The organism is Pseudomonas sp. GW531-T4, from assembly GCF_017349615.1.
In the GTDB taxonomy this organism is placed as follows: Bacteria; Pseudomonadota; Gammaproteobacteria; order Pseudomonadales; family Pseudomonadaceae; genus Aquipseudomonas; species Aquipseudomonas chlororaphis_I.
In genome coordinates this window covers 21,348-32,890 of the sequence record NZ_JACMZT010000043.1, presented here as the reverse complement: position 1 = coordinate 32,890, position 11,543 = coordinate 21,348, and the positions used below count along the sequence as shown (strand labels likewise).

Annotated in this window: 7 protein-coding genes; all 7 read left to right on the top strand. The window is 64.4% G+C overall.

The genetic code is table 11. From position 1 onward, the window contains the following. The first annotated feature begins 66 nt into the window (after window positions 1-66). Window positions 67-735 (top strand): DUF3313 domain-containing protein, encoded by a 669-nt coding sequence (locus J4D28_RS25550; protein WP_009048799.1) that lies wholly within the window; start codon window positions 67-69, stop codon window positions 733-735. A 385-nt stretch (window positions 736-1,120) separates the two neighbouring features. Continuing rightward, window positions 1,121-1,345: a hypothetical protein gene (locus tag J4D28_RS25545; RefSeq protein ID WP_235184585.1), complete on the top strand. Its 225-nt coding sequence runs from the start codon at window positions 1,121-1,123 to the stop codon at window positions 1,343-1,345. Window positions 1,346-1,552: 207 nt separating this feature from the next. Next, window positions 1,553-2,053: a thiol peroxidase gene (tpx, locus tag J4D28_RS25540; RefSeq protein WP_009048801.1), complete on the top strand. Its 501-nt coding sequence runs from the start codon at window positions 1,553-1,555 to the stop codon at window positions 2,051-2,053. A gap of 175 nt (window positions 2,054-2,228) precedes the next feature. After that, window positions 2,229-3,557, top strand: coding sequence for an MdtA/MuxA family multidrug efflux RND transporter periplasmic adaptor subunit (locus tag J4D28_RS25535; RefSeq protein ID WP_009048802.1), 1,329 nt, complete (start codon window positions 2,229-2,231; stop codon window positions 3,555-3,557). Next, entirely contained in the window at window positions 3,554-6,649 is a 3,096-nt protein-coding gene (locus J4D28_RS25530; RefSeq protein WP_028682420.1) for an MdtB/MuxB family multidrug efflux RND transporter permease subunit, read from the top strand. Before J4D28_RS25535 ends, J4D28_RS25530 begins: the two co-directional genes overlap by 4 nt. A gap of 100 nt (window positions 6,650-6,749) precedes the next feature. After that, a complete protein-coding gene (locus J4D28_RS25525) occupies window positions 6,750-9,857 on the top strand; it encodes an efflux RND transporter permease subunit (protein ID WP_038632158.1) in 3,108 nt (1,035 codons plus the stop codon). Further along, a complete protein-coding gene (locus J4D28_RS25520) occupies window positions 9,854-11,332 on the top strand; it encodes an efflux transporter outer membrane subunit (RefSeq protein WP_103331638.1) in 1,479 nt (492 codons plus the stop codon). The genes J4D28_RS25525 and J4D28_RS25520 overlap by 4 nt, the downstream gene beginning before the upstream one ends. Window positions 11,333-11,543: the final 211 nt, after the last annotated feature.

The following is an 11,543-nucleotide window of genomic DNA, read 5'->3' as shown; positions in this document are numbered from 1 at the left end:
GCTATTGGCTATACCTAAATTTCCTCAAACCAGTAGCGCTTCCGGATTTCTGACAGGAGTTACCCCATGAAGCTCGCATCAATGATGAGCACGCTGTGCCTGGCCACCCTCGGGTTGGTGGGCTGTTCCAGCAACGTCACCCAGCCCGACGAGTATTCCGGTTTTCTCGGCGACTACAGCCAGCTCAAGGAGGCCAAGTCGCCGTCGGGCGTAGAAGTGATGCGCTGGGTCGATCCCAAGCTGGACCTGAAGCAGTACAGCAGCGTCTATATCGAGCCCACCCAGTTCTATCCCAAGCCGCAGCCGACGGTGAAGATCCCGCAGAACACCTTGTACGGTATCAACCGCTATTACGACGAGGCGCTCAAGCGCGAGATCGGCCAGGCCATGCCGCTGGCCAGCGCACCGGGGCCAGGCGTGATTGTGGTGCGCGCGGCGATCACCGCCGTGAGCAGCAAGACCGAAGGCCTGAAACCCTACGAAATCATTCCCATCGCCCTGGTGGCGGCGGCGGTGAGCACGGCCAGCGGAATCCGCGACCAGGAGACCACCCTGGGTACCGAGGCGCAGTTCATCGACGGCGGCAACAACAAGGTGATCGCCCAGGTGGTGCGCAAGGGCAGCGGCAAGCCGCTGCAGAACGACACCCAGGTCATGCAGCCTGCGGACGTGAAAAACGTCATCGACGGCTGGGCCTCAGACCTGCACCAGTCCTTCAAGAAACTGAAAAAGTAGTTGGGGTCGGGGTATCTCCCGAGCATTTTTTTGCCCACTGCGTCGGGGTCAGGGCGGGTGCCTGGCCCCGTCAACGAGCAGCTCCGGCAGTCAATCAAAAGCACAGGTTTCTCTGGCGAGGCGAGGGCACAAGGCCTGCCGACGGCATTGTCCATGGCAGGTTTTTTCCGTCCGCAGCAGGGTGACGGGCTCCTGGATCGAATGGCAGCGGAGCTTCAAGGCCTGCCTGGATGTTCATGTGAATGGTGATGATTTCCATGTTTTTTGAATGGTTAAGTTAATGTGATTTATCAAGAGTAACAAATTCAATAAAAACATATAGTTATAGAATATTTGTGACGTTATTAATTACATATTATTGATGCTCTCAAGGAGCTTTGCTGGCATGCCTGTGGTCGGACGCACGACTTTTATCGCCGGTCTCAGCCCGGCCCAGGCGCTGGATTTCTGCCTTGACGGCGCCAACTTCCCGAAGATCTTTCCCGGGCGCATCAGCCCTGTGAAAGGTGTGGGTATCGACAGCCTGCGGCTCAGTGCCGGGCGCCAGTTCAGCTTTCGGCACGGGATGTGGGGGTGTCATACCGGCGACATGGACGCTGGTTATACGTGAGGTCAGCGCGCTGGCCGGGTTGACGACTGTCGCTTCGAGCCTGCGGGCTGGATGGCGACAGCCTCGCGTCCTGTATCCACTCAAGGGCGCAAAAGGGCGACAATTTGTATCCCGGGCATAGGTAGCCGGAGCGTTTCATGTTTAACTTCCGGCCTCTCGATGTTCTTTACAGCTGTTCAATGACAATCGTTTAAAAGGACTCCGTTCATGGCTCAAGTCACCCTTAAAGGCAACCCGGTTCAAGTCAACGGCCAACTGCCACAAGCCGGCTCCAAGGCGCCAGCGTTCTCCCTGGTGGGCGCCGGCCTGGCCGACATCACCCTGAGCAGCTTTGCCGGCAAGCGCAAAGTGCTGAACATCTTCCCAAGCGTCGATACCCCGACCTGCGCCACCTCCGTGCGCAAGTTCAACGCCCAGGCCAACGACCTGAACAACACCGTGGTGCTGTGCATCTCGGCTGACCTGCCGTTCGCCCAGGCCCGTTTCTGCGGCGCCGAAGGCCTGGAAAACGTGCAGAACCTGTCGACCCTGCGTGGCCGCGAGTTCATCGAAAACTACGGCGTGGCCATTGCCGACGGCCCGCTGGCCGGCCTGACCGCCCGCGCGGTGGTGGTGCTGGACGAGAACGACACCGTGCTGCACAGCGAGCTGGTCAAGGAAATCGCTGAAGAACCTAACTACGACGCGGCCTTGGCCGTTCTGAAGTAACAGGTTTTACAATTATTCACGGCCTGGCCCTGTCCAGGCCGTTTTTATTTGTGCTTCAGTGGCTTAGCAGACACTTGCAAACGTAAGCCCAAGGTAAATTGCCGGTAAAGGCGCTTTGCTAAACACCGGCCAGTGCTTATCTTTCAGCCTTCTGAAAAAGATCCCCTCGCGCCCAATGGTTGATCATTCCATGCAATCCTCCGTTTCCCGCAACTCCCGTCGCTGGCTGCTCGGCCTGCTTGTCCTGTTGGCCATCGTCGGCCTGTGCTGGAAATTCTGGCCGGCCTCGACCACCCACAAGGATGCCGCCGGGCAAAAGGCTGCCGTCGGACACACCGGGCGCAGCGGGTCGATGCGGCCAGGGTTCGGTGGCGCGAGCGGGCCGATCCCGGTGCGGGTGGCACCGGCCACGCGCGGGGACTTCCCGCTGTATTACAAGGCGCTGGGCACCGTCACCGCGCTGAACACCATCAATGTGCGCAGCCGGGTGGCCGGTGAGCTGGTCAAGGTGGCCTTCGAGGAAGGGCAGATGGTCAAGGCCGGCGACCTGCTGGCGGAAATCGATCCGCGGCCTTACCAGAACGCCTTGCTCCAGGCCGAAGGCACGCTGTTGCAGAACCAGGCCCAGCTGAAGAACGCCCAGGTCGACTACGAGCGTTATCGCGGCCTGTACGCCCAGGACAGTATCGCCAAGCAGACCCTGGACACCGCCGCGGCGCTGGTCGGCCAGTACCAGGGCACGGTCAAGACCAACCAGGCGGCGGTCAACGACGCCAAGCTCAATCTCGAATTCACCAGGATCCGCGCGCCGATCACCGGCCGCGTCGGCCTGCGTCAGCTGGACGTCGGCAACCTGGTGGCGGCCAATGACACCACCGCGCTGGCGATCATCACCCAGACCCAGCCGATCAGCGTTGCCTTTACCCTGCCGGAGAACAACCTGAGCAGGGTGCTGGAGCGTTATCGCAGCGGCGCCAGGCTGCCGGTGGAGGCCTGGGACCGCGGCGACCAGACACTGCAGGCCAGCGGCGTGCTGCAAAGCCTCGACAACCAGATCGACACCACCACCGGCACCCTGAAGTTCAAGGCGCGCTACGAGAACCGCGACCAGGTGCTGTTCCCCAACCAGTTCGTCAACGTGCGCGTGCTCGCCGACACCCTGAAAAACGTGGTGCTGGCGCCGTCGGCGGCGGTCCAGTTCGGCACCAACGGCACCTTCGTCTACGCCCTGGACGGCGACAACAAGGTCAAGATCCGCCAGTTGCAGGTCGGCGACAGCAACGGCGACTCCACCGTGATCAAGGCCGGCCTGGAAGCCGGCGATCGCGTGGTGCTGGAAGGCACCGACCGCCTGAAAGACGGCAGCGAAGTGGAGGTGGTGAACACCACCGAGGAAGTGCCAACCACCCCGACCCAGCACCTGCAGGGCAAGCCGGCCAGTTCGGCGACTACGCCTGCCACGGCCCCGGCCGCTGACGCCCCGGCGAGCAAGGTCGGCGCATGAACCTCTCGCGGCTGTTCATCCTCCGTCCGGTAGCCACCACCCTGAGCATGCTGGCCATTGTCCTGGCCGGCCTGATCGCCTATCGCCTGCTGCCGGTCTCGGCGTTGCCTCAGGTCGATTACCCGACCATCCGGGTGATGACCCTGTACCCCGGCGCCAGTCCCGACGTGATGACCAGCGCGGTCACCGCGCCCCTGGAACGCCAGTTCGGCCAGATGCCCGGCCTGACCCAGATGGCCTCCACCAGTTCCGGCGGCGCCTCGGTGCTGACCCTGCGTTTCAACCTCGACATCAATATGGATGTCGCCGAGCAGCAGGTGCAGGCGGCGATCAATGCCGCGACCAACCTGCTGCCCACGGATCTGCCGGCGCCGCCGGTGTACAACAAGGTCAACCCGGCGGACACCCCGGTGCTGACCCTGGCCATCACCTCCAAGACCATGCTGCTGCCCAAGCTCAACGACCTGGTCGATACCCGCATGGCGCAGAAGATCGCGCAGATCAGCGGCGTCGGCATGGTCAGCATCGCCGGCGGCCAGCGCCAGGCGGTGCGGATCAAGGTCAACCCGGAGGCCCTGGCGGCCAACGGCCTCAACCTGGCGGACGTGCGCAGCCTGATCGGCGCCTCCAACGTCAACCAGCCCAAGGGCAACTTCGACGGCCCGACCCGGGTGTCGATGCTCGACGCCAACGACCAGCTGACTTCGCCCAAGGATTACGCCGAGCTGATCCTGGCCTACAAGAATGGCGCGCCGCTGCGCTTGAAGGACGTCGCGCAGATCGTCGGTGGCGCCGAGAACGAACGTCTGGCGGCCTGGGCCAATGAAAACCAGGCGGTGCTGCTCAATATCCAGCGCCAGCCCGGGGCCAACGTGATCGAGGTGGTGGACCGGATCAAGGCGCTGCTGCCGAGCATCACCGACAACCTGCCGGCGGGCCTCGACGTCACCGTGCTCACCGACCGCACCCAGACCATCCGCGCCTCGGTCACCGACGTGCAGCACGAACTGCTGATCGCCATCGCCCTGGTGGTGATGGTGACCTTCCTGTTCCTGCGCCGGGCCAGCGCCACGGTGATCCCGTCGATTGCCGTGCCATTGTCGCTGATCGGCACCTTCGGCGTGATGTACCTGGCGGGTTTCTCGGTCAACAACCTGACCCTGATGGCCCTGACCATCGCCACCGGCTTCGTGGTCGACGACGCCATCGTGATGCTGGAGAACATCTCGCGCTTCATCGAGGAGGGCGACAGCCCGATGCAGGCCGCACTCAAGGGCGCCAAGCAGATCGGCTTCACCCTGGTGTCGCTGACCCTGTCGCTGATCGCCGTACTGATTCCGCTGCTGTTCATGGCCGACGTGGTCGGGCGGCTGTTCCGCGAGTTCGCCATCACCCTGGCGGTGGCGATCCTGATTTCCCTGGTGGTGTCCCTGACCCTGACGCCGATGATGTGCGCGCGCCTGCTCAAGCGTGAGCCCAAGGAAGAAGAACAGGGACGGTTCTACCGCGCCAGCGGCGCCTGGATCGACTGGTTGATCGCCAGCTACGGTCGCTGGCTGCAATGGGTGCTCAAGCATCAGCCGCTGACCCTGCTGGTGGCCGTCGGCACCCTGGCGTTGACCGTGTTCCTGTATATGGTGGTGCCCAAGGGCTTCTTCCCGGTACAGGACACCGGGGTGATCCAGGGCATTTCCGAAGCGCCGCAGTCGGTGTCCTTCGCCGCCATGAGCCAGCGCCAGCAGGACCTGGCGAAAATCATCCTGGCCGACCCGGCGGTGGAAAGCCTGTCGTCCTATATCGGGGTCGACGGCGACAACGCCACCCTCAACAGCGGCCGGCTGCTGATCAACCTCAAGCCGCACCGCGAACGCGACCTCAGCGCCGCCGAAGTGATTGCGCGGATCCAGCCGCAGGTCGACCAGTTGGTGGGCATCCGCCTGTTCATGCAGCCGGTGCAGGACCTGACCATCGAGGACCGGGTCAGCCGTACCCAGTACCAGTTCAGCCTGTCGTCGCCGGATGCCGACCTGCTGGCCTTGTGGAGCGGGCGCCTGGTGGATGCCCTGGCCCACCGGCCGGAACTCACCGACGTCGCCAGCGACCTGCAGGACAAGGGTTTGCAGGTGTACCTGGTGATCGACCGCGACGCCGCTTCGCGCATCGGCGTCTCGGTGTCGAACATCACCGACGCGCTGTACGACGCCTTCGGCCAGCGGCAGATTTCCACCATCTACACCCAGGCCAGCCAATACCGCGTGGTATTGCAGGCCCAGGCCGGGGAAAGCATCGGCCCGCAGGCGCTGGAACAGATCCATGTGAAGACCATCGACGGCGGCCAGGTGCGGCTGTCGAGCCTGGCCCGGGTCGAAGAGCGCCAGGCGCAACTGGCCATCGCCCATATCGGCCAGTTCCCGGCGGTGATGATGTCGTTCAACCTGGCGCCCGGCGTGGCCCTGGGGCAGGCGGTGGACATCATCGAGCAGGTGCAGCGGGACATCGGCATGCCGGTCGGCGTGCAGACCCAGTTCCAGGGCGCGGCCCAGGCGTTCCAGGCCTCGCTGTCGAGCACCTTGCTGCTGATCCTGGCGGCGGTGGTGACCATGTACATCGTGCTGGGGGTGCTCTACGAGAGCTACATCCACCCGATCACCATTCTCTCCACGTTGCCGTCGGCGGCGGTGGGGGCCTTGCTGGCGCTGATCCTCAGCGGCAACGACCTGGGCATGATCGCGATCATCGGCATCATCCTGCTGATCGGCATCGTCAAGAAGAACGCGATCATGATGATCGACTTCGCCCTCGACGCCGAACGCAACCAGGGCATGGCCCCGGAGCAGGCGATCTACCAGGCGGCGCTCCTGCGTTTCCGACCGATCCTGATGACCACCCTGGCCGCGCTGTTCGGCGCCGTGCCGCTGATGCTGGCCACCGGCTCCGGCGCCGAACTGCGCCAGCCTCTGGGCCTGGTGATGGTCGGCGGCCTGTTGCTGAGCCAGATCCTCACGCTGTTTACCACGCCTGTTATTTACCTGTATTTCGATCGGTTGGGACGCCGCTTTGGCAAGCCTGACTCGAAAGAGGTGGTGGTATGACGGCGAGCTACAAGTTTCAAGCTTCAAGCCGCAAGTCAAAGCCTGCGCGATCCCTGCTTTTCTCTTGCAGCTTGCAGCTTGAAGCTTGGAGCTGCCGCCCATGAACCTGTCCGGACCCTTTATTCGCCGTCCTGTGGCGACGATGCTCTTGAGCCTGGCGATTATGTTATTGGGTGGCGTCAGCTTCGGCCTGCTGCCGGTGTCGCCGCTGCCGCAGATGGACTTCCCGGTGATCGTGGTCCAGGCCAGCTTGCCGGGGGCCAGCCCCGAGGTGATGGCATCCACCGTGGCCACGCCCCTGGAGCGTTCCTTCGGCGCGATCGCCGGGGTCAACACCATGAGCAGCCGCTCCAGCCAGGGTTCGACCCGGGTCATCCTGCAGTTCGACCTGGACCGCGACATCAACGGCGCGGCGCGGGAAGTGCAGGCGGCGATCAACGCCTCGCGCAACCTGCTGCCCAGCGGCATGCGCAGCATGCCCACCTACAAGAAGGTCAACCCGTCCCAGGCGCCGATCATGGTGCTGTCGCTGACCTCCGATGTGCTGGAGAAGGGCCAGCTGTACGACCTGGCCTCGACCATCCTGTCCCAGAGCCTGTCCCAGGTGTCCGGTGTCGGCGAGGTGCAGATCGGCGGCAGTTCGCTGCCGGCGGTGCGCATCGAGCTCGAGCCGCAGTTGCTCAACCAGTACGGCGTGGCCCTCGACGATGTGCGCAAGACCATCGCCGAAGCCAACGTGCGCCGGCCCAAGGGCTCGGTGGAGAACAGCGAGCAGATGTGGCAGGTGCAGGCCAACGACCAGCTGGAGAAGGCCAAGGACTACGAGCCGCTGATCATTCACTACAAGGACGGCGCGGCCCTGCGCCTGAAAGACGTGGCCAAGGTCAGCGACGGCGTCGAGGACCGCTACAACAGTGGCTTCTTCAACGACGACGCGGCGGTGCTGCTGGTGATCAACCGCCAGGCCGGGGCCAACATCATCGAGACGGTCAATGAGATCAAGGCGCAGTTGCCGGCGTTGCAGGCGGTGTTGCCGGCCAGCGTCAAGCTCAACCTGGCGATGGACCGCTCGCCGGTGATCAAGGCCACCCTGCATGAAGCCGAGATGACCCTGCTGATCGCCGTGGCCCTGGTGATCCTGGTGGTCTACCTGTTCCTCGGCAATCTGCGCGCCTCGCTGATCCCGACCCTGGCGGTGCCGGTGTCGCTGGTGGGCACCTTCGCGGTGATGTACCTGTACGGTTTTTCCCTGAACAACCTGTCGCTGATGGCGCTGATTCTCGCCACCGGGCTGGTGGTGGACGACGCCATCGTGGTGCTGGAGAACATTTCCCGGCACATCGACGAAGGCATCGCGCCGATGAAGGCCGCCTACCTGGGAGCCAAGGAAGTCGGCTTCACCCTGTTGTCGATGAACGTCTCGCTGGTGGCGGTGTTCCTGTCGATCCTGTTCATGGGCGGGATCATCGAGAGCCTGTTCCGCGAGTTTTCCATCACCCTGGCGGCGGCGATCATCGTGTCCCTGGTGGTGTCCCTGACCCTGACCCCGATGCTTTGCGCCCGCTGGCTCAAGCCCCATGTGCCGGGCCAGGAGAACGGCCTGCAGCGCTGGAGCCAGCGCGGCAACGACTGGATGGTGGCGAAATACGCCAGCAGCCTGGACTGGGTGCTGCGCCACAAGCGCCTGACCCTGCTCAGCCTGTTCGTGACCATCGGCGTCAACATTGCGCTGTACGTGGTGGTGCCCAAGACCTTCATGCCGCAGCAGGACACCGGCCAGCTGATCGGTTTCGTGCGGGGCGACGACGGCCTGTCGTTCACCGTGATGCAGCCGAAGATGGAAATCTTCCGCCGCGAGGTGCTCAAGGACCCGGCGGTGGAGAGCGTGGCCGGCTTCATCGGCGGCAACAACGGCACCAACAACGCCTTCATGCTGGTGCGCCTCAAGCCGATCAAGGAGCGCAACATTTCCGCGCAGAAGGTCATCGAGCGCCTGCGCAAGGAAATGCCCAAGGTGCCCGGCGCCCAGCTGATGCTGATGGCCGACCAGGACCTGCAGTTCGGCGGCGGTCGCGAACAGACCACCTCGCAGTATTCCTACATCATCCAGAGCGGCGACCTGGGGGCATTGCGCGAGTGGTACCCGAAGGTGGTTACCGCGCTGCGTGCCTTGCCGGAGCTGACCGCCATCGACGCCCGCGAGGGGCAGGGTGCCCAGCAGGTGACCCTGGTGGTCGACCGCGACCAGGCCAAGCGCCTGGGGATCGACATGAACATGGTCACCGCGGTGCTCAACAACGCCTACAGCCAGCGGCAGATTTCCACCATCTACGACAGCCTCAACCAGTACCAGGTGGTGATGGAGGTCAACCCGAAATACGCCCAGGACCCGATCACCCTCAACCAGGTGCAGGTGATCACCGCCGACGGTGCACGGGTGCCGCTGTCGACCATCGCCCATTACGAGAACAGCCTGGAAGACGACCGGGTCAGCCACGAAGGCCAGTTCGCCTCGGAAAGCATTTCCTTCGACATGGCCGAAGGGGTGACGGTGGAGCAGGGCACGGCGGCCATCGAGCGGGCGCTCGCCAAGGTCGGCATGCCCGAAGACGTGATCGTCAAGATGGCCGGCACCGCCGACGCCTTCGCCGCGACCCAGAAGAGCCAGCCGTTCATGATCCTTGGCGCGCTGCTGGCGGTGTACCTGGTGCTGGGCGTGCTCTATGAAAGCTACATTCACCCGTTGACCATCCTGTCCACGCTGCCGTCGGCCGGGGTCGGCGCCTTGCTGTCGATCTATGTGCTGGGCAGCCAGTTCAGCCTGATCTCGCTGCTGGGGCTGTTCCTGCTGATCGGCGTGGTGAAGAAAAACGCCATCCTGATGATCGACCTGGCGTTGCAGCTGGAGCGCCACCAGGGCCTGGGCCCGCTGGAGTCGATCCGCAGCGCCTGCCTGCTGCGCCTGCGGCCGATTTTGATGACCACCCTGGCGGCGATCCTCGGCGCCTTGCCGTTGCTGCTCGGCAGCGCCGAAGGCGCGGAAATGCGCCAGCCCCTGGGCCTGACCATTATCGGCGGCCTGGTCTTCAGCCAGATCCTGACCCTCTACACCACCCCGGTGGTCTACCTCTATCTCGATCGCCTGCGCCATAAATTCAACCACTGGCGTGGGGTCCGTACCGATGCCGCTCTGGAAACGCCGCTATGACTGACTGCTCGCCCCGCAACCTTCCTCAGCGCCTGGCCCTGGCCCGCGGTTCGCGGCTGTTGAGCCTGAGCTTGAGCCTGGCGCTGCTCAGCGCCTGCGCCATTGGCCCGGACTATCAGCGCCCGACCGTCGCCGAGCCTGCGCAATACAAGGAAGCAGCAGGCTGGCGCCAGGCCAGTCCCAGCGATTCCCTGGCCCGTGGCGCCTGGTGGGAACTGTATGGCGACCAACAGCTCAACGGCCTGATCGACAAGCTCAACAGCGCCAACCAGACCGTGGCGCAGTCCGAGGCCCAGTACCGCCAGGCCCAGGCCCTGGTGCGCAGCGCCCGTGGCTCGCTGTTCCCCACGGTCGACCTGAGCGCCGGCAAAACCCGCGCCAGCCAGGGCACCGGCAGCAGCAGTTCGGCCCTGAGCAGCTCCTCCAGCGGCATTCGCGACACCTACAACACCCAGCTCGGGGTGAGCTGGGAGGCCGATGTCTGGGGCAAGCTGCGTCGTGGCCTGGAAGCCAACGAAGCCAGCGCCGAAGCCAGCTTCGCCGACCTCGCGGCGATGCGCCTGAGCCAGCAGTCGGAACTGGTGCAGAACTACCTGCAACTGCGGGTCATGGACCAGCAGAAGCGCCTGCTCGAAGCCACGGTGGCGGCTTACCAGCGTTCGCTGACCATGACCGAGAACCAGTACCGCGCCGGCGTCTCCGGCAAGGACGCGGTGGCCCAGGCGCAAACCCAGCTGAAAACCACCCAGGCCGACCTGATCGACCTGATCTGGCAACGCGCCCAGCTGGAAAACGCCATTGCGGTATTGATCGGCCTGCCGCCGGCCGAGTTCAGCCTGGCCGAGACCCAGGACATCCCGGCCTTGCCCCAGGTGCCCCTGAGCCTGCCGTCGCAACTGCTGGAGCGGCGCCCGGACATCGCTTCGGCCGAGCGTTCGGTGATCGCTGCCAACGCCAATATCGGCGTGGCCAAGGCCGCCTATTACCCGGACCTGACCCTGAGCCTGGCCGGCGGCTACAGCAGCAGTACCTACGCCGACTGGATCAGCCTGCCGAACCGCTTCTGGTCGGTGGGGCCGAAACTGGCCATGACTCTGTTCGACGGCGGCCAGCGCTCGGCGGAAGTCGACCGCACCGAGGCGGCCTACGACCAGACCGTGGCCAAGTACCGCCAGACCGTGCTCGACGGCTTCCGCGAGGTGGAGAACTACCTGGTGCAGCTCAAGGTCCTGGAAGACGAGGCCGCGGTGCGCCAGCAGGCCCTGGATTCGGCGCGCGAGTCGCTGCGCCTGACCGAGAACCAGTACAAGGCCGGGGTGATCGCCTACCTGGACGTGGTGGTGGTGCAGGCCACCGCGTTGAGTAACGAGCGCAGCGTGCTGAGCCTGCTGCAAAGCCGGCTGGTCACCAGCGTGCAACTGATCGCCGCCCTCGGCGGCGGCTGGGACGGCCAGCTGCAGGCCAGCAAGGAGTAACAGGCTGAATCCGTGATCCGCCCGGGTTTACGACCGCTGCCTGACCCTTGTAGCCGCTGCCGAGTCCGCGAGGCTGCGAACGGTTTGGGCGGCACTCCGACGTAGCGACCGCAGCTCCTGAAACCACGGCCTGCCTGGATAAATGCGCTGCCTGGTTTCACGACCGCTACGCGGTCGCGCGCAGGCTGCGCCAGCGGCTACATCGATAGCG

What these genes read in the sequence shown, in the direction of transcription:
- J4D28_RS25550 (WP_009048799.1), top strand. Translation starts at nt 67, where the DNA reads ATGAAGCTCGCATCAATGATGAGCACGCTGTGCCTGGCCACCCTCGGG.
- J4D28_RS25545 (WP_235184585.1), top strand. Translation starts at nt 1,121, where the DNA reads ATGCCTGTGGTCGGACGCACGACTTTTATCGCCGGTCTCAGCCCGGCC.
- tpx (WP_009048801.1), top strand. Translation starts at nt 1,553, where the DNA reads ATGGCTCAAGTCACCCTTAAAGGCAACCCGGTTCAAGTCAACGGCCAA.
- J4D28_RS25535 (WP_009048802.1), top strand. Translation starts at nt 2,229, where the DNA reads ATGGTTGATCATTCCATGCAATCCTCCGTTTCCCGCAACTCCCGTCGC.
- J4D28_RS25530 (WP_028682420.1), top strand. Translation starts at nt 3,554, where the DNA reads ATGAACCTCTCGCGGCTGTTCATCCTCCGTCCGGTAGCCACCACCCTG.
- J4D28_RS25525 (WP_038632158.1), top strand. Translation starts at nt 6,750, where the DNA reads ATGAACCTGTCCGGACCCTTTATTCGCCGTCCTGTGGCGACGATGCTC.
- J4D28_RS25520 (WP_103331638.1), top strand. Translation starts at nt 9,854, where the DNA reads ATGACTGACTGCTCGCCCCGCAACCTTCCTCAGCGCCTGGCCCTGGCC.